The sequence below is a fragment of the Stenotrophomonas sp. YJH_SMC_130 genome (assembly GCF_059369035.1).
Map to the genome: position 1 here is coordinate 228,801 of NZ_JCAFSH010000001.1, position 18,760 is coordinate 247,560.

General features: G+C 65.8%; 15 protein-coding genes. 6 read left to right on the forward strand and 9 right to left on the reverse strand.

Annotation, left to right across the window (positions count from 1 at the left end; all coding sequences use genetic code 11):
- Positions 1-113: 113 nt before the first annotated feature.
- The 4 genes from AC5P5V_RS01195 to AC5P5V_RS01210 all read right to left on the reverse strand — a co-directional run bounded on the left by AC5P5V_RS01195 (position 114) and on the right by AC5P5V_RS01210 (position 4,466).
- A complete protein-coding gene (locus tag AC5P5V_RS01195) occupies positions 114-1,478 on the reverse strand; it encodes an NAD-dependent succinate-semialdehyde dehydrogenase (RefSeq protein ID WP_134968426.1) in 1,365 nt (454 codons plus the stop codon).
- An 83-nt stretch (positions 1,479-1,561) separates the two neighbouring features.
- On the reverse strand, positions 1,562-2,404 hold the full coding sequence (locus AC5P5V_RS01200) for an ABC transporter permease subunit (RefSeq protein WP_021203562.1): 843 nt from the start codon (positions 2,402-2,404) through the stop codon (positions 1,562-1,564).
- The gene (locus tag AC5P5V_RS01205) at positions 2,401-3,333 is read right to left on the reverse strand and encodes an ABC transporter permease subunit (protein ID WP_061478516.1); all 933 of its coding nucleotides are present in this window, start codon (positions 3,331-3,333) and stop codon (positions 2,401-2,403) included. Before AC5P5V_RS01205 ends, AC5P5V_RS01200 begins: the two co-directional genes overlap by 4 nt.
- Positions 3,330-4,466 carry an ABC transporter ATP-binding protein gene (locus tag AC5P5V_RS01210; RefSeq protein WP_005415926.1) on the reverse strand — a complete coding sequence of 379 codons (1,137 nt, stop codon included), beginning with the start codon at positions 4,464-4,466 and terminating at the stop codon, positions 3,330-3,332. Before AC5P5V_RS01210 ends, AC5P5V_RS01205 begins: the two co-directional genes overlap by 4 nt.
- 291 nt (positions 4,467-4,757) lie before the next feature.
- Between AC5P5V_RS01210 and AC5P5V_RS01215 the strand changes: the two genes are divergently transcribed.
- The gene (locus AC5P5V_RS01215) at positions 4,758-6,146 is read left to right on the forward strand and encodes a flavin-containing monooxygenase (RefSeq protein WP_231352643.1); all 1,389 of its coding nucleotides are present in this window, start codon (positions 4,758-4,760) and stop codon (positions 6,144-6,146) included.
- A 43-nt stretch (positions 6,147-6,189) separates the two neighbouring features.
- Here AC5P5V_RS01215 and AC5P5V_RS01220 read toward each other — a convergent pair whose 3' ends face one another.
- From AC5P5V_RS01220 to AC5P5V_RS01230, 3 genes are all read right to left on the reverse strand, one after another.
- On the reverse strand, positions 6,190-7,299 hold the full coding sequence (locus tag AC5P5V_RS01220) for a polyamine ABC transporter substrate-binding protein (protein WP_134968425.1): 1,110 nt from the start codon (positions 7,297-7,299) through the stop codon (positions 6,190-6,192).
- A 91-nt stretch (positions 7,300-7,390) separates the two neighbouring features.
- Positions 7,391-8,788 (reverse strand): glutamine synthetase family protein, encoded by a 1,398-nt coding sequence (locus tag AC5P5V_RS01225; protein WP_049416306.1) that lies wholly within the window; start codon positions 8,786-8,788, stop codon positions 7,391-7,393.
- Positions 8,785-9,546 carry a gamma-glutamyl-gamma-aminobutyrate hydrolase family protein gene (locus tag AC5P5V_RS01230; RefSeq protein ID WP_061478518.1) on the reverse strand — a complete coding sequence of 254 codons (762 nt, stop codon included), beginning with the start codon at positions 9,544-9,546 and terminating at the stop codon, positions 8,785-8,787. Before AC5P5V_RS01230 ends, AC5P5V_RS01225 begins: the two co-directional genes overlap by 4 nt.
- Positions 9,547-9,707: 161 nt before the next feature.
- On the opposite strand from AC5P5V_RS01230, the gene AC5P5V_RS01235 reads away from it, so the two are divergent.
- Both AC5P5V_RS01235 and AC5P5V_RS01240 read left to right on the forward strand, forming a co-directional pair.
- Positions 9,708-10,985 (forward strand): NAD(P)/FAD-dependent oxidoreductase, encoded by a 1,278-nt coding sequence (locus tag AC5P5V_RS01235; RefSeq protein WP_111202175.1) that lies wholly within the window; start codon positions 9,708-9,710, stop codon positions 10,983-10,985.
- Between the two features lie 225 nt (positions 10,986-11,210).
- Complete coding sequence (locus tag AC5P5V_RS01240; protein ID WP_134968424.1) at positions 11,211-12,803, forward strand: MASE1 domain-containing protein; 1,593 nt, start codon at positions 11,211-11,213, stop codon at positions 12,801-12,803.
- A 158-nt stretch (positions 12,804-12,961) separates the two neighbouring features.
- On the opposite strand, the gene AC5P5V_RS01245 is transcribed toward AC5P5V_RS01240, so the two are convergent.
- Positions 12,962-13,348, reverse strand: a complete 387-nt coding sequence (locus AC5P5V_RS01245) for a hypothetical protein (protein ID WP_229298531.1) — start codon at positions 13,346-13,348, stop codon at positions 12,962-12,964.
- Between the two features lie 562 nt (positions 13,349-13,910).
- Between AC5P5V_RS01245 and AC5P5V_RS01250 the strand changes: the two genes are divergently transcribed.
- The 3 genes from AC5P5V_RS01250 (at position 13,911) to AC5P5V_RS01260 (ending at position 17,459) form a co-directional block, all read left to right on the forward strand.
- Complete coding sequence (locus AC5P5V_RS01250) at positions 13,911-15,473, forward strand: MASE1 domain-containing protein (protein WP_134968423.1); 1,563 nt, start codon at positions 13,911-13,913, stop codon at positions 15,471-15,473.
- 95 nt (positions 15,474-15,568) lie between these two features.
- The gene (locus AC5P5V_RS01255) at positions 15,569-16,912 is read left to right on the forward strand and encodes a diguanylate cyclase (RefSeq protein ID WP_049416322.1); all 1,344 of its coding nucleotides are present in this window, start codon (positions 15,569-15,571) and stop codon (positions 16,910-16,912) included.
- A gap of 85 nt (positions 16,913-16,997) precedes the next feature.
- Complete coding sequence (locus tag AC5P5V_RS01260) at positions 16,998-17,459, forward strand: bacteriohemerythrin (RefSeq protein WP_049416324.1); 462 nt, start codon at positions 16,998-17,000, stop codon at positions 17,457-17,459.
- Here AC5P5V_RS01260 and AC5P5V_RS01265 read toward each other — a convergent pair.
- Positions 17,440-18,741, reverse strand: coding sequence for an MFS transporter (locus tag AC5P5V_RS01265; protein WP_134968430.1), 1,302 nt, complete (start codon positions 18,739-18,741; stop codon positions 17,440-17,442). The two genes, AC5P5V_RS01260 and AC5P5V_RS01265, sit on opposite strands and share 20 nt — an antisense overlap.
- Positions 18,742-18,760: the final 19 nt, after the last annotated feature.

Sequence of the window (18,760 nt, forward strand, 5' to 3'; positions counted from 1 at the left end):
TCCGTAGAGTCGAGCTTTTTCGACTGATGCCGGCGAGAGCAGCCGAGCATGGGCTCGGCTCTACAAGAGCGACGAGCAGTCGGGCATGGCTCGACTCTACAGAAGGAGGGGAATCAGGCCACGTAAACGGTCTTGATGTTCATGAACTCATGGATGCCGTGGTCGGCCAGTTCCCGGCCAAACCCAGACTGCTTGCTGCCGCCGAACGGCAGCCGCGCATCGCTCTTGACGATCGCGTTGACGAACGCGGCGCCGCACTCCATGCGTTGCGCGAAGGCTTCGCCGCGCACCGGATCGCGCGTCCACACGCTGCCGCCCAGGCCGAAGGGGGTGTCGTTGGCCACGCGCAGTGCCTCGCTCTCATCAGCGACCCGGATCACCGCAGCCACCGGACCGAACAGTTCCTCCTCGTAGGCCGGCATGCCCGGGCCGACCTGGTCGAGCACCGTGGCCGGATAGCCGGCGTGGGTGCCGGCAATCGGCTCGCCGCCTATCAGCACCCGCGCACCCTTGGCCACGCTGGCCTGTACCTGCTTGTGCAGTTCATCGCGCAGGTCGGCACGGGCCATCGGCGCCAGCGTGGTGCCCCGCTCATCGGGATCGCCGTACTGGCGCTCGGCCGCAGCTTCAACGAAGCGACGGGTGAATTCATCGGCCACCGCCTCGACCACGATGAAGCGCTTGGCCGCGATGCAGGTCTGCCCGCTGTTGTCGAAGCGCGACTTCACTGCTGCCGCAACCGTCTTGTCGAGGTCGGCATCGTCGAGCACCACGAAGGCATCGCTGCCACCCAGCTCCATCACCGACTTCTTCAACTGGCTGCCGGCGTTGGAGGCGATCGAGCGCCCTGCCCGCTCGCTGCCGGTCAGCGTCACCGCCTTCACCCGTGCGTCGCGCAGCACGTCGGCGGCCTGGTCGTTGTCGATGTGCAGCACGTCGAACACGCCGTCCGGCAGGCCGCCATCACGGCACACCGCCAGGATCAGGTCGGCACACTGCGGCACGTTGCTGGCGTGCTTGAGCAGGGCCACGTTGCCGGCCATGAACGCCGGTGCGAGGAAGCGGAACACCTGCCAGATCGGGAAATTCCACGGCATCACCGCGAACACGCAGCCGATCGGCTCGTAGCGCACATAGCTGCGCTGCGCTTCGGTGTCGATCAGCTGCGGCTTGAGATAGTCGGCCGCATGGTCGGCGTAGTACTCGCAGGCCGCCGCGCACTTGTCGACCTCGGCCAGCGCTTCGGCCTTGAGCTTGCCCATCTCGTGGGTCATCGCCTGCTGCAGGTCGTCGCGGCGCGTGCGCAGCTGCGCCGCGATCTGGCGCAGGATCGCGCCGCGCTCCTGCAGCGAACGCTCGGCCCAGCCGGGGAACGCATCGGCGGCGGCCTGCAGGCGCTGCTCGATGTCGGCAGCGCCCATCAGTTCATGGCGGTAGGTCACCTGGCCGGTGGCCGGGTCGACGATCTCGACGGTCATGGGGGATCTCCATCTGGAAGACCCCCATTGTGCGCCGCCGGCCGTGAGCCGGGCGTTGCCGGCACAGTCGACGGATCGTGTACTCAGCCGTTGTCCTGCCGCGCCAGCTGCAGGTCGCGCTGGCGCCGCTTCTCGGCACGGGCATTGATGTACCAGCCGATCACCGCGGCGATCGATACCGCCGACACCAGCAGCGTGGCCAGTGCATTGATCTTCGGGCTGATGCCCATGCGCACCGACGCGAACACCTTCATCGGCAGCGTGGTCGAGCCCGGCGTGGCGACGAAGCTGGCCACCACCACGTCATCCAGCGACAGGGTGAACGCCAGCAGCCAGCCCGCCACCAGCGCCGGCGCGATGATCGGCAGGGTGATGCGGGTGAACACGGTCAGCCGGCTGGCGCCCAGGTCCATCGCCGCCTCTTCCAGCGACAGGTCCATTTCCTGCAGCCGCGAAGACACCACCACGGTGACGAAGCACAGGGTGAAGGTGACGTGCGCGATCCAGATGGTGGCCAGGCCGCGCGCCGGGAAGCCCGGAATCGCGCCCATCGAGGCCAGCAGCGCCATCAGCGAGAAGCCCAGGATCACATCCGGCATCACCAGCGGCGCGGTGACCAGCGCACCGAACAGCGGCTTGCCACGGAAGCGCTTGAAGCGGGTCATCACCATCGCCGCCAGCGTGCCCAGCACGGTGGCGGTACAGGCGGTCCAGAACGCCACCACCAGGCTGGTCCACATCGCCTCCATCAGCGCGCGGTCGGCGAACAGGTCACTGTAGGCGCGGGTGGAGAACCCGGCCCAGACCATCGCCAGCCGCGAGCTGTTGAACGAATAGAACATCAACAGCAGGATCGGCAGGTACAGGAAGGCGAAGCCGAGCAGCAGCACGCCCAGCCCCAGGCCCTTGGCGGTACGCGGGCTCATGCCTGCTTCCCTTCCAGCAGGCGCTGCTGGGATCGGTTGAACAGCAGGATCGGCACCAGCAGCAACAGGATCATCGCCACCGCCATCGCCGAGGCACCCGGCCAGTTGCGGTTGTTGAAGAACTCGTTCCACAGCTGACGGCCGACCATCAGCGTCTCCGAGCCCCCCAGCATTTCCGGAATCACGAATTCACCCACTGCCGGGATCATCACCAGCATGCAGCCGGCGATGATGCCGGCCTTCGACAGCGGCAGGGTGATGCGCAGGAAGGCCTGCCATGGCCTGGCACCCAGGTCGTAGGCCGCTTCCAGCAGGCGGTGGTCATGCTTGACCAGGTTGGCGTACAGCGGCAGCACCATGAACGGCAGGTAGCAGTAGACGATGCCGATGTAGGCGGCGGTCGGCGTATCGATCAACTGCAGTTTCGGCAGGCCCGTCGACGTCATCAGCGCCTGCAGGCCGGTGAACTGCAGGAACTGGTCAAGCAGGCCGTTGCGGTCCAGGATCGCCTTCCACGCATACACGCGGATCAGGAACGAGGTCCACGACGGCAGCACCACCAGCATCATCGCCACGTTGCGTGCGGCCGGCGACAGGCGGGCGATGGCATAAGCCATCGGGTAGCCGATCAGCAGGGTCAGGAAGGTGGAGATGGCCGCGATCCTGATCGAGCTCAGGAAGGCCTGCGCATAGATCGAATCGCGGAACAGCGCCAGGTAATTCTCCAGGTTCAGCTTCAGCGAGAACCCGCCGTCCCCGTACTGCAGCAGCCAGGTATACGGCGGCGAGCCGACCCGGCTGAGCGAGAAACTGATCATCAGCACGATCAGGAACGGCACTGCGAAGAACAGCAGCAGCCACAGGTACGGAATGCCGATCACCGTGGCACGCAGCCCCGGCAGCCAGCGCTTCAGGCCGGCGACGCTCATGAGGTGAGCACCACGCCGTCGTTGTCGCGCCAGTGCACCCACACCTCGTCGCCCCAGGTGAAGCCATCACTGGCCCAGCGCTGCGAGTTGGCGAAGTTGGCCAGCACCTTGGCGCCGCTGGGCAGGCGCACGTGATACACCGAGTGGCTGCCGAAGTAGGCGATGTCCTCGATCACGCCCTGCGCCTTGTTGGTGTGCCCTTCCGGCTCGTCCTTGCCGATCATCACCTTCTCCGGGCGCAGCGCGAATGCGACCGGCTGCCCTTCGTAACAGGTGATGCCATGGGCGATGTAGATCGGCGCCGGGAACAGCGGCGAGCGCACGGTCACGTACTCGGGCAGATCCTCGTCGATCACCCCGTCAAACAGGTTGACCGAACCGATGAACTCGGCGACGAAGCGGTTGGCCGGCTGCTCGTAGACCTCGTCCGGCTTGCCGACCTGCTGGATCCAGCCGGCATCCATCACCGCGATGCGGGTGGCCATGGTCATCGCTTCTTCCTGGTCGTGGGTGACCATCACGCAGGTCACGCCCGACGATTCGATGATGCTGACCAGTTCCAGCTGCATCTGCGAGCGCAGCTTCTTGTCCAGCGCGCCCATCGGTTCGTCCAGCAGCAGGAGCTTCGGTCCCTTGGCCAGCGACCGCGCCAGCGCCACGCGCTGCTGCTGGCCACCGGACAGCTGGTGCGGCTTGCGCTTGCCCAGGTGGCCCATCTGCACCAGGTCGAGCATCTCGCCGACGCGCTTGCTGATCGCATCCTTGCCCAGGCCATCCTGCTTCAGGCCGAAGGCGATGTTCTGCTCGACCGTCATGTGCGGGAACAGGGCATAGGACTGGAACATCATGTTGACCGGCCGCTGGTACGGCGGCAGCGCATCCAGGCGTTGGCCATCGACGGTGATGCTGCCCTTGGTGGGCGTCTCGAAGCCGCCCAGGCAGCGCAGCAGGGTCGATTTACCACTGCCGGAGCCACCGAGCAGGGCAAAGATCTCGCCCTTGCGCACGTCCAGGTTGACGTCGTCGACGGCGACGAAACCGTCGAATTCCTTGCGCAGATCACGAATGGAGAGATAGCCGGGCGCACCGGTCGTGTCGACGACGGCGGCTACCGGCTGGGCTTCAACGGGCATGGGGGCTCCGGGAGCGGGCGGTGGACAGCGGCGGTCATTCTAACGGCCGGGGGCCGAAGGGGATATGACGGGAGTGGGTGGAAGCGGCCGCTGGCCCGCCCAGGGCCCCCGAGGGCGTGTCGGTTTCCCCCGCGATGGTGGCCTGTCCGCCCCAAGGCCCGGGCTCCCCTGGACGACCCTGCAGCCGTCCCGGCCAGACACTGCGGGCGGCAGCCCGATCTGCAACATTTTTCAGAACGGGATCCATTGAAAGCCCCGGACATTCCCCGCGCAATGTCCCGCATCTAGGCCTTGCATGGACCGCCCCTGGTGATTTCCCCGGACAGCCCCTCCCCTTTCCCGCCCCGCCTGCCGGGCTGCCTGCCTGCACGGCTGCCGCTGGTCATCATCGGCGCCGGCCAGGCCGGGTTGTCCCTCAGCGCGCTCCTGCAGGAGGTCCGCGTCGAGCATCGCGTGCTGGAGGCCGAAACCGTGGGCGCCAGCTGGCGGCGGCGCTGGGATTCGTTCCAGACCAACACCGCCAACGCGACGATGGCCCTGCATGGCCATGCCTATGCCGGGGATGACCCGGAAGGGTTCATGGGGGCCCCGGAAGTGATCCGACGGCTGCGCGACTATGCCGACGAGCGCGCGTTGCCGATCAGCGAGGGGTGCGTGGTCCATCGGGTCGGGCCGGAGTCCGGTGGCTATGCCATCGACAGCAGCCGGGGGCTGATCCATGCCCAGGCGGTGGTGGTCGCCACCGGTGAATACCGCCGGGCGCGGTTGCCCCGGGCCCCTTTCGCGCCCGCAACAGGCCTCACCGTGCTGCACTCCAGCGACTACCGCAGTCCCGGCCAGCTACCCGAGGGCGCGGTGCTGGTCATCGGCGGCGGCCAGTCCGGCGCGCAGATCGCCCAGGACCTGCGCGACGGTGGTCGCAGCGTGTACTGGTCATTGGCCGATCGTCATTCGCACACCCGTCGGCTGCGCGGCAAGGACTCGATGACCTGGTGGGACATGGCCGGGCGCATCCATCAACACGTAAGCCAATCGGCGGCCGTACTGGCAGGCGAGCCGGACGCGCTGCGCAAGGCCCGCACCGCGGAGTTCCCCCTGATTTCCGGCAAGGGACGCGCCGGCCTGGGCAGTTCGATCAGCCTGCTGGCGATGCACCGCGCAGGGATCAGGTTGCTGGGCCGGTTGCAGGAATTCAATGGAAACACCGCCCGCTTCGCCGATGTCCGCCCGCAACTTCGCACCGCGATCGAGGCGACGCGCGCCGAGTACGCCTATCTCGATTCGCTGGCCAGCGCGTACTACGCCACGCGGCCCGAGCCGCGCACCGACGATGCCCGCTACATTCCCGAAGAGGTCTATCTGCACTGGGAGCCGGACATAGCCCCGGATGAACTGGATCTGCAGACGGCAGGCATCCGCTCGGTGGTGCTGGCCACCGGTTTCGTCGCCGAATGGCCCTGGCTCGATGTGCAGGGCGCGCTGGATGCCCACGGCTATCCGCTGGGCGAGTTTGGCGTTTCCCCGCAACCGGGCTTGTTCTTCATCGGCATGCACAACCTGCAGCGGATGAGTTCGTCGTTCCTGTGCAACGGCGGCCGCGATGCACGCGACCTGCTGCCGGCCATCCTGAGGCACCTTGACCAGGCCGACGGTACCGATTCCGGCACGGTGAAGCGGTGAAGCAAGGCGGCCGCCGGGCAAGGCCCGGCGCCGCCAGACCGGCTTAACGGCCGGTCTTCACCTCGGTCCACAGCCGGGTGTAGAGCTTGTCGGTCTCCGGCGTGTTGATCGAGTAGGTGAACATCTTCTCGGCCACGTCGGCCGGCGGGTAGATCGTCGGGTCGGTGCGGATCGCCTCGTCCACCAGCGGTGTCGCGGTCGGGATCGGGTTGGCGTAGTGGATGAAGTTGGTGTTGGCCGCGGCGACCTTCGGTTCCAGCAGATAGTTGATGAACCTGTAAGCCGCTTCCGGGTGCTTGGCGTCCTTCGGGATCGCCAGCATATCGAACCACTGCGGCGCACCTTCCTTCGGGATCGAATAAGCCACGTGCACGCCATTGCTGGCTTCCTCGGCGCGGTCGCGGGCCTGGATGATGTCACCCGACCAGCCGACCACCAGGCAGGTGCCGCCATTGGCCAGCGAGCCGACGTACTGCGAGGAGTGGAAATTCTGCACGTACGGGCGGATCGACTTCAGCAGGTCGGCCGCCTTCTGCAGTTCGGCCGGGTCGCCGCTGTGCGGATCCAGGCCCAGGTAATGCAGCGCGATCGGGATCATGTCGGCCGGCGTGTCCAGGATGGTCACGCCGCAGTCCTTCATCTTGCTGATGTTCTCCGGCTTGAACACCAGGTCCCAGCTGTTGGCGACATCGGTGCTGCCGCCGAAGCGCTGCTTCAGCATGTCCACGTTGTAGCCGATGCCGGTGGTGCCGATCATGTACGGCACGCCGTACTGGTTGCCCGGGTCCTGGGTAGCGATGCGCTTCATCACCGCCGGATCGAGGTTGTCCAGGTTCGGGATCTTGCTCTTGTCCAGCGGCAGGAACACGCCGGCCTGGATCTGGCGGCCGAAGAAGTTCAGGGTCGGCACCACCACGTCGTAGCCGCTGTTGCCGGCCAGCAGCTTGGTCTCGACCATCTCATCGCTGTCGAACACATCGTAGGTCACCTTGATGCCGCTCTCCTTCTCGAAGGTCGGAATGGTGTCCTCGGCGATGTAATCGCTGTAGTTGTAGACGTTCAGGACCTGGCTGTCCTGCGCGCCGCCGTTGCCACCGCCACAGGCGGCAAGCATGGCGGAGGCCAGGCCGAGCGTGAGGATACGCAGCTTCATCGGGTGCTCCAGAATGCGGGAAGGGGGGCCGGCGGAGCCGGCGACGGGTGCCAGCCTACCCCCCGGCGGCGGATTTTTCTATTCCAGATGCTCAGACGTTCAGCAGCAGGAACTCGCGCTCCCACGAGCTGATGACGCGGAAAAAGGTCTCGTATTCCTTGCGCTTGACCGAGATGTAGGCGCGGCAGAAACGCTCGCCCAGCAGGGCCTGGAGCTCGCTGCACTGCTCCAACCCGTCCAGCGCCTCGCCCAGCGAGCGCGGCAGGTTGTAGCCCAGTTCCTTCGCGCTGCCGGTCACCGGCGCGTCCGGCGCCAGCCGCTCGCGGATGCCGAGCAGGCCGCAGGCCAGGGTGGCCGCCATTGCCAGGTACGGATTGGCGTCGGAACCGGCGAAACGACTCTCCACGCGCATGTTTTCCGGCGTATCCAGCGGCACGCGCAGGCCGCAGGTACGGTTGTCGAAGCCCCAGTGCACGTTGCTCGGCGAGACTTCGCCGAACACCAGGCGCCGGTAGGAATTCACGTTCGGCGCGAAGAACGCCATCGCCTGCGGCGCGTACTTCTGCAGGCCGCCCAGGTAGTGGCCGAACACCGGGCTGAACTCGCCCTCGGCATCGGTCTCGCCAGCGAACACATTGCTGCCATCGCTCACCCGCACCAGGCTCTGGTGGATGTGCATGGCACTACCGGGCTCGTTCTCCATGGGCTTGGCCAGGAACGTGGCGTACACCCCGTGGCGCATCGCCGCCTCGCGCATGGTGCGCTTGAACAGGAACACCTGGTCGGCCAGGTCCATCGCATCGGCATGGGTGAAGTTCACCTCCAGCTGTGCTGCGCCGGATTCGTGGATCAGCGTGTCCACGTCCAGCTTCATCGCATCGGCGTAGTCGTACATCAGGTCGAGGATCGGGTCGAACTCGTTGACCGCGTCGATCGAGTACGACTGCCGCGCGGTCTCCGGGCGCCCCGAGCGACCGGCCGGTGGCAGCAGCGGGAAGTCCGGGTCGGTGTTCTTCTGCACCAGGAAGAACTCCAGCTCCGGCGCCACCACCGGGCGCAGGCCCAGTTCCGCATAAGCCGCCAGTACGCGGCGCAGCACGTTGCGCGGCGCAAGCTCGTGCGGTTCGCCGCTCTTGGTGTAGCAATCGTGGATGACCTGCGCGGTGGCATCGGCCGCCCACGGCACCATGCGCACCGTATCCGGGTCAGGGCGCAGCATCATGTCCGAGTCCGACGGCGAGGTCAGCTCGTAGTAGTCGTCAGGGAACTCGCCGGTGACGGTGGTGGCGAAGATGCCTTCCGGCAGGCGCGTGCCGTAGTCGTGCGAGAACTTGTCGGCAGGAATGATCTTGCCGCGGGCGTTGCCGGTGATGTCCGGCACCAGGCATTCCACCTCGGTGATGCGCCGCTCCTTCAGCCAGCGCAGCAGGCTGCTTTCCTGCGGTGCGGGGGGCGTGGCCGTCTTGCGCGGGCGCGTTCGGGAACTCATCGGGAATCCAGTCGGTTCTGTTGGTGCTGCCGGCAAGCTTGGCCGAACGCACGGAAAATAGCGTGATAGAACGGCGTCTGCGTGACACGCCACTCCGGATGCCACTGTACGCCGAGCACAAATCCATGGTGCAGGCTGCGCGCTGCCTCGACCAGTCCGTCATCGGCCATGGCCTCGACCTCCAGGCCCTGCGCGAGGCGGGCGATGCCCTGTCCGTGCACCGAATTGACCTGCGCGCGGCCACTGCCGTGCCACTGCGCCAGCCAGCCGTCGGCGGCCAGGGTCACCGCATGGGCCGGCCCATACTGCACGTCCACCGGCGCCTGCGGGTCTTCGCGATGGTCGGCCAGGCCGGGCACCGCATGCACCTGCGGATGCAGGCTGCCGCCCAGTGCGACGTTCAACTCCTGGAAGCCCCGGCAGATCGCCAGCACTGGCAGGTCCAGCGCCAGCGCCTCGTGCAGCAGCGCGAAGGCATTGGCATCGCGGGCAGGGTCATGCGGATTGCCTGGCCAGCTGCGGCCGCCTTCGTAGTGCTGCGGTTCGATATTGCTGACCGCGCCGGTCAACAGCAGGCCATCGAGCCCAAGCAGCCAGTCGCTGGCCGGCAACGGTGGCTGCAGGCTCGGCAACACCACCGGGGTCACCTCGGCCGCCTCGGCCAGCGCGCGCACGTACTTCTCGCCGGCCACCGCGAAACGGTGGTGGCCGAGCACGGTGCTGTCGGTGGGCAGGCCCACCCAGGGCAGGCGGCGCATGGGAAGACTCCTTGGCGTGCCGACACGTTACCCGTCGCCTGGCAACGGCGGCAAGTCGCTGCCGTCACACCGCAGCTGCCACGCATCGGCGAAACTACCGGGGTGAACGCTGATCGACCTGCCCTGCTCCGCCCTCCCGCACTGCACCCGCGAGGCCTGCAGTGAGCGCCGCCTTTCCGCCCAGCTGGTATGCCTCCAGCCTGCCCGAACCGCCCGCACTGCCCGCGTTGCAGGGGCAGGTGCAGGCCGACGTTGCGGTGCTGGGCGCCGGCTATACCGGCCTGACCGCCGCACTGGAACTGGCCGTGCGTGGCCAACGCGTGGTGGTGCTGGACGCACAGCGGATCGGCTGGGGCGCGTCCGGCCGCAATGGTGGCCAGGCGCTGGTCGGCTATGGCTGCGAGGTGGACGAACTGGAGCGTCAGCTCGGCCGTAACGATGCGCGCCACCTGTTCGACTGGTCGCGCGACGCAGTACAGGCGATGCGCAGGCGCATCGACCGCCATGGTATCGACTGCCATTGGGTGGAGGGCCACGCCAGCGTCGCCATCCGCGAGCGCCATGAGCGCGACCTGCGCGCCAACTGCGAGCATCTTCAGCGCCACTACGACTACCCGATGCAGTGGTGGGACCGTGATGCCCTGCGCGCACAGCTGGACAGCCCGCGCTACCGCGCCGCGATGTTCGATCCGCACAGCGCGCACCTGCACCCGCTGGCCTATGCGCGTGGCCTGGCCGATGCGGCACGTGCGGCCGGCGTGGTGATCCACGAGAACTCCGCAGTGACCCGCGTGCAGCGCGGACCGCAGCCCACCCTGCATACCGCGCAGGGAAGCGTGCGCGCTGCGCATCTGGTGGTGGCCGGCAATGCCTGGCTGCAGGGCCTGCTGCCCGACCTGGAACGCCGGATCATGCCGGTCGGCACCTATATCGGCGCCAGCGCGCCGCTGGGGGCCGAGCGCGCCCGCGCCCTGATCGGCAACAACATGGCCGTGGCCGACACCGCGTGGGCACTGGACTATTTCCGCCTCAGCCACGACCACCGGCTGCTGTTCGGCGGCCGCGCCAGTTACTCGGCGCTGCCCCCACCCGGCCTGCGCGGGGTGATGCAGCGGCGCATGCACCAGGTGTTTCCACAACTGGCCGATGTGCCGCTGGAGCAGGTCTGGGGCGGTTACGTGGACATCACCCGCAACCGCGCTCCACATTGGGGCCGGCTGGACGGCAACCTGTACTTCGCGCAGGGGTTCTCCGGCCATGGGGTGGCCGCCGCCGGGCTGGCCGGCGAGGTGATCGCCGCCGCCATTGCAGGCCAGAGTGAGCGCCTGGACGTGTTCCAGCGCCTGCGGCATGCGCCTTTCCCCGGCGGCCGGCTGCTGCGCACGCCGCTGCTGGTGGCGGCGATGTCCTGGTACAAGCTGCGGGATGCGTTGTGGTGAAGATTCTGCATCTCCACCTGTATTGAACGTTCTGACAAGCGCACCGCAGCGCTGATCGTGCTGCACACGTCACAGATTTTCACGCAACATGTGTGATGGATGGTTGGTCAATTACCTAAATGCGCCGCTGTGCAATTGCATAATCGTTCGCAGACCGATAACGTCCTGAGAAACCGGGCCTCGCGGCGAATGGAAGCTGACAGGGGACACGCAGGAGAGGGGGACGTGCGATTGGACTGGTGGAAAGAAGGATTGTTGCTGAAGGTGCGCATTCGTCCGGCTGGCCTGATGCTTGCCTTGCTTTATGCAGTTGCCTATTGGGCAACCCGACAGCTGTCGCTGGATCAGTTCTATTTGCCAGCCGGCATCCGGGTGGCGGCCGTACTGTTGTGCCCGCCGCGCCTGTGGCCGTATCTGCTGCTGGGCGAATATGCGTACTTTGCACAGTCCCGCGTGCCAATGATCGAGAAGTACGGCCTGGCATGGGTCATTGTTGCCTCCGCGTTCCTCATGCCCGCAGTGATGTTGATTGTGAAGCTGCAACGGCGACTGATGGCGGAGTCGCAGACGATCGGCCTTTTGTTGATTGCCGCCGCTTCCAGCGTCGTAGTTACGCTGCTGAACCTCAGCTTTTCCCATCTGCTCTGGCCAACACCCCCTTCCACGCCCTTCCTGACCAGTGCGGCGCGTTACAGCGTGGGCGACTTCATCGGCATTCTGACGGTGGCCCCCATCGCCATGCTGTGGGCGCGACAGGACGTGGGGCAGGAGTGGAACGCTGGACGAAAGACCCCGATGCTGGCGGCACTTTCATCGATGCTCCTGATCGGGATAGCAGCAACTCAACTGCCCGCAGACGGGGTTGCGCTGAAGGCAACGCTCCTGCTGCTGTTGGCACTCCCCGCGGCCGCACTTACCTGCCTGTATGGCTGGAAGGGTGCCGCCCTTGCAGTACCGGTGCTCAACATGGTCATCGGTCTGACCACGCCCAACACCCATCCCAGCGCATTCGATCCCGCGGCCTTCATCACCCAGCAGATCATGGCGATCAGCGGCATCGTATTGCTGTTGCTCGGATCACGCATCACCCACTTCTACCATCGTTACAGGCTGCGCGAGATGGGGGAAAGGGACGCCATCCATCTTGCGAGGAGCTCGCAATTGGCCAGCGAGATGGAGCTGCGTGAGCGTGCCCTGCACCTTCGCAAGCTCGGCGACGGCATTGATACGTCACTGGTGGAACTGGCCGACTGGCTCAAGGCCCAGGGACATCACGCAGTGGCCAGCAGCCTTCTGCATACCTCGAATGTACATTCGAGGCTCTTTCGCGAACAGACAAGCATGGTCTATCCCTCGGGCCTGGAGCATCTTGGTCTTTACGTGGCTTTGCAGGCTGGTGGCATCCGTGAGTCGTGGAAGCTGACGGAGCGCGTTCTCCGCCCTGATCTGAAAGGCGACCCCTGCAACCTGAGCGTGGAACTGCAGTTGGCCGCTTACCGGACACTCATTGATGCGGTCTCCATTCTTCTCAAGCATGAAGGTGGACAGATTCGCATTCGTGCAAGATGCGGCAGAATGGGCTCCAGGCGCGGAATTCTCATGGTCGTGTCGCTGCTGGAGTCGCGTCGGCGCCTTTCCCAGCAGACAACCATGGCAGCGTTCGAGCGGCTGACCGGGCGAACCCTGCCCTATGACGGGACCGTTGACTGCTATCGCAACCGGGTCAGGATCCTGTTCCTCGACCGTGAAACAAAACTTGAGACACAGCCCAGTACTCCATCACGGTACAGCTGCCCTGCACCCTCTGCGCTGCAGTAGTGCATTCACAGTCAAGCGATCGGATCGAACCAACGCAGCGGTATCGCATAAACGTCCCGCTCATCCGCTGGCCAAAGGCGTCATGGGCACCCGGCGAACATCCGGGTGCCCATGCGGTCTGACACTGAAGCTCTCCGATATCCCGGCAACAGGCGGTATCAGGGTGCCTCTACCGCCCACAAGACATCAGCTCCGCTTGCATATCTGACCAGTGTGAATGCGGGGGACCGATAGACAACCGTCCTGGTGGCTTTGGCGGGAACAGGCAGGCGCTGCTCAGGCAACGACACCTTCGCAGATGGGTCACCTGCCGGCAGTACCCAGAACGTGCCCGCAGCATTGCCGATCACGATGTGCACGTGGCCCGCGAGATCGTTTACCTGGAAATAATCCATGCCATCGCGCTCGAACCCATAGACCAACCAGCCGGGATCCACGCTCAGGTCCTGTGCCTGCGGAATCGACTGGCCGAGTCCTTGGCCGGCCATCTTGATTCCATGGTCGTCACTCGGGGCAAAAGCAAAAACGGATACCGGCACCAACATCAATGCACCAGCACATGCATGAATTCGGAAACTTCTCACACTAACCTCCAGGTTGGATGCAATACGGATCAAGAAGGATGCTACCGCCAATCACGTCAGCATATACCGGGCAGACTCCGCAGTGCCTGTCGGACATAATCCACTGGATCGATACAAACCCATGCCACGCCGAAGCTGCGGCCGAAATCGCCAATACCCGTAGCGAAACCCGCCCACGGTGCGGGTCAGCTGCATCTGCGACAAATGACCTGGACAGGCGCGTGTAACAGCAGGACATTGTCGATTGCGCGATAGTGAACACAGTGGACAGCATCAACTGCCGAACGTAGCAGGTGCAACGGCTGCAACGTGATCGAACCGAGGACGCGCTGATTGTGGATGATTCACCGTCCGCTGGTGGCTATGCCGACGCACTGCTGACCGTGTAGGGCCACGAAGCGCAGGAAGCCGGCAATTGCAGCACAAGGGGAAGCCACGCACCTCGATTGCGCCCTTCTCCGACTGTCGATAATGTCTACGGAAGTGGCCAGTCATCATTGGCCGGGAGACGAGAGGCGCGGGCTTGGAGCGATTCAATGAATCGATTGAACTGAGCTTCCGGATACGACCCGTCGGAATCGCACTCGCGGCCGTCTACGCCCTGAGCTGCCTTTCCTTGCGTCAGTACTCGCTGGATCAGTTCTTCCTGCCTGCGGGCATCCGGGCAGCGGCACTACTGATCGTCCCGACCCGCCTGTGGCCCTACCTGCTGCTTGGCGAGTACGCCTACTTCGCAACCCTGCGCATCCCCATGATCGACAGCTACGGCCTGGCCTGGGTCATCCTGGCCTCGACGCTGCTGATGCCGATGGCGATGCTGGTGGTCCACCTGCACCGCATGAGAATGCCATCGGAGTCCGCCGCCGGCCTCTGGCTGCTGTCGCTGACCTTCTGCACGGCGTTGTTCGTCCCGGCTCTCAATATGGGCATTTCATTCGCCCTGTGGTCGAACCCGCCGCCGAGCAACCTGCTTGGCGCAGTTGATCGCACGATCTTTGGCCACTTCGCCGCCATCATTACCCTCGTGCCACTGGCATTCCTCTGGTCGCGACGAGACGCGGCTCCCAATTGGACGCGCCGCTTTGCTGCACCTACGGTCACGGCCATCCTGGTGATGCTGGTCCTGGCCCTGTGCATGCAGCTTACGGCCATCAGCGCCCACACCACACGCACCCACCTGGTGCTGCTGTCCTCCCTACCGGCGATCGCCCTGACCTTCATGCATGGGTGGCGTGGCGCTGCCATCGCGATTCCGCTGTTGAACCTTCCACTCCATTTCGCCACTCCCAGCACCGGCCTACCGTCCTCGTTCGACCTGGGCACCTTCGCCACCCAGCAGAACATGGCCGTGATGAGTGTCGCACTGCTCGCCCTGGGATCCAGCATCAGCTATCACCACGAGCGTGCACGGTCCCGTGGACTGGCTGAGGAAACCACATTGCGCTTGGCACGTAGTTCGCATCAGATCCGTGAGCGTGAACTTCGCGAGCGCGCCTCCCATCTCAAGCAACTCGGCGAAGGCATGGACAGCTCGCTCGGCGAGATGGTCAGCTGGCTGAAGGCGCAGGGGCATCACGCGGTGGCCAACAGCCTGCAGCACGCCTCATCCGTGCACTCGCGGCTGTTCCGTGAACAGGCCAGTCTGGTCTACCCCACGGGGCTGGAGCAGGTTGGGCTGTATATCGCGCTGCGCGTTGGCGGCGCATGCGAGAACTGGGACAACTCCCATCGCGTGATACCGCCTCGGCTGGAGGGCAACCCCTGCCTGCTGACTGTTGACCTGCAGCTCGCCATCTATCGCTCGCTGATCGAGGCGGTGTCGCTGCTGCTGGAGCTGGAGTCGGGACAGGTCAGCGTGCGCGCCCGCAGCGGCCAGGCTGGCGACCGCCGCGGCATTGTGGTGGTCGTGGGCCTGCTTGACCGCAGTTGCACGCTGTCGAGTGGGACCGTTCAGCAGGCCACGGAGCGTCTGGCCGGCCGGATAATGGCCTACGGCGGTACGGTGCATTGCCGTGGCAACCGGCTCCGGCTCGTCCTGCACGAATCCATTGCGGGCACAGCGGCGTCATTCGCATCGCCCGCCTGATCGCCGAACGACACGCAGGGCATACTGCCCCGCTAAAGTTACACCCGAAACCGCCGCTATCCGTGCCGAGTCCCTCCCTCGTGAGCCACCGCATCATGCCCGTGCTGCCGCAGGCCGCCGTCGATGGCGACCTGGCCGATCCGCTGCCGCAGCGGATCCTGCTGGTCGAAAACTCCCGTGCGTTCACCGGCATGCTGCGCGAAGCCATCGAGCAGCGCCTGGAACTGCCGGTGGTGATCGCCTCCACCCTGGCCGAGGCCGACCGGCTGCTCAGCGAAGGCGGAGGCTGGTTCCTGGTGCTGACCGGACTGGTGCTGGCCGACGGCGACCGCGATGCAGTGGTCGAATTCTTCCTCAAGCGCGACCTGCCGACGGTGGTGGTCAGCGGCGTTTACGACGAGGACCTGCGCAAGCGCGTGCTGCAGCAGCAGATCATCGACTACGTGCTGAAGAACACCCCCGGCAGCATCGACTACCTGGTATGGCTGGTGCAGCGGCTGGAACGCAACCGGCGCATCGCCGCGCTGGTGGTGGACGATTCGCCGTCCGCGCGTGGCTATGCCGCCGCCCTGCTGCGGATGTATGGGCATGAGGTGCACGAAGCCGCCGACGGCAACGAGGGCCTGGCTGCTATCGAGGCGCATCCGGCGATCCGCCTGGCGGTGGTCGACCAGGAAATGCCCGGCATGCAAGGCGTGGAATTCACCCGTCGCCTCCGCACCCTGCGCTCGCGCGACAAGGTGGCGGTGATCGGCATCTCCGGCAATACCGACGCCTCATTGATCCCGCGCTTCCTGAAGAACGGCGCCAACGATTTCCTGCGCAAGCCGTTCTCGCGCGAGGAGTTCTTCTGCCGCGTCTCGCAGAACGTGGACCAGCTGGAACTGATCGGCACCCTGCAGGACCTGGCCACCCGCGACTTCCTCACCGGCCTGCCCAACCGCCGCTTCTTCCTGGAGCAGAGCCAGCGCCAGCTGCCGCAGCTGCAGCTGCACGGCCAATGCGTGGCGGTGGCGATGATCGACATCGACCACTTCAAGCACATCAACGACACCCATGGCCACGAAGCAGGCGACGACGCGCTGCGCGCGGTGGCCGGCGCGGTGACCGCGCATGCACGCAGCCACGACCTGATCGCGCGCTTCGGCGGCGAGGAGTTCTGCCTGCTGGTGCCAGACATGGAACAGGACGAGGCGCTGCTGTACTTCGAGGAGCTGCGCCAGCGCATCGCCGCACTGGAGGTGGACATCGGCACCGCTACCCTGCGCATGACGGTCAGCATCGGCCTGTGCTGCCTGCGCCCGCAGCGCGATGCGCTGCACCGGCTGATCTCCGAGGCCGACCGCCAGCTGTACCTGGCCAAGGCCGGTGGCCGCAACCGGGTCAGCTGCACCACGGTGGCCAGCCCGCTGCGTCCACGCGAGCCTGCGCTGACCTGACCGGCTCGCTTTGATCCAGATCAACGCCGTTCCCGCACGGCAGCTCTACAGTCGGCCCCGACATACGCATGAAGGGGAGCCGGGGATGGCACTACTTGTCTGGCAGGACGATCTGAACATCGGCATCGATGTGATCGACCAACAACACCGCCGCATCATCGAGATGCTCAACCACCTGCACGTGGCGCAGACCAGCCTGCAGCGTGCAGCGGTGGGTGAAGTGATCGACGAAGTCGTCGACTACACCATGTCGCACTTCGCGTTCGAGGAAGAGCTGATGGAGGAGGCGGGCTACCCGTTCTGTGCAGCGCACAAGCGCGTGCATGAGATCTTCATCAAGCGCGTGGCCGAGTACCGGTTGCGCTTCCAGGCCGGCGAGGACATCAGCGACGAACTGCGCACCATGCTCTCGCGCTGGTTGTTCAACCACATCCGCGGCGATGATCAGGCCTATGCCGAACAGGTCAAGGCGCACCTGAACCAGTTCACCCGCGAGCACCAGGGCGGTGGCTGGCTGGGACGCACGCTCAAGCGCTTCTTTGGCTGAACCGCTGTGCGCGCCGGTGCAGTGCCACCAGCGCGCACAGCGTCGCTGCCGCAGTCAGGCACAGGTAGTAGCCGACCGCGACCAGGCCGAAGCGTTCGGCCAGCCAGGTGGCCAGGTACGGCGCCGGTGCCGCACCCAGAATGCCGGCCAGGTTGAATGACAGCGATGCGCCGGTGTAGCGCACCTCCACCGGGTAGATCTCGGCGAGGAAGGTACCGCAGGGGCCATAGGTCAGGCCCATCAGGAACAGGCCCAGGCACAGGAAGGCGGTGACCAGCCACGGGCTGTGCGGCTGGAACAGCGGCGCGAACAGCACGCCGAAACCGATGATCAGCACGCTGGCCACGATCATCGTGCGGCGCGTCCCCCAGCGGTCGCCATAGCGCGCCGACAGCGGGATGCCCAGCGCGAAGAACAGCATGCCGGCCATCTGCATCAGCAGGAACTGCTCGCGGCTGTAACCCAGCACCGCGGTGCCGTGGCCGAGGCTGAACACGGTCATCAGGTAGAACAGCACGAAGGTGGCGAACGCGCCCAGGGTACCCAGCAGCATCGGCACCGGGTGGTCACGCAGCACCGTCCACATCGGCAGCCGCACCGGCGCCTTGCGCTCCAGCGCCTGCTTGAAGTCGGGGGTCTCGTGGATGTTCAACCGCACCCACAGGCCGAGGCCGACCAGCAGCGCGCTGGCCACGAACGGAATGCGCCAGCCCCACTGCAGGAAGTCGGCCTGGCTCAGGCAACGGCCGAGCACCAGGAAGATGCCGGCCGACAGCAGGAAGCCGAGCGGTGCACCCAGCTGCGGGAACATGCCGTACCAGGCACGCTTGCCCGGCGGTGCGTTCTCGGTGGCCAGCAGCACTGCCCCGCCCCACTCCCCGCCCAGACCCAGGCCCTGGCCGAAACGGCACAGCGCCAGAAGCGCCGGCGCCCACAGACCGATCTGTGCGTGCGTCGGCAGCAGGCCGATCAGCACCGTGGACAGCCCCATGGTCAGCAGCGCAGCCACCAGGGTGGCCTTGCGGCCGATGCGATCGCCGAAATGGCCGAACACTGCCGAGCCAACCGGGCGTGCGATGAAGGCCACCGCGAAGGTTGCCAGCGACTGCAGCAGGGCTGCCTGTTCGCTGCTGTCCGGGAAGAACAGGTGCGGGAACACCAGCACCGCGGCCGTGGCGTAGATGTAGAAGTCGAAGAACTCGATCGTGGTACCGATCAGGCTGGCCAGCAGCACACGACGGGGGGAATTCACGGGCGGCGCGGCAGCGGTGATCGAGGACATCGGCAACATGGGAAATGGC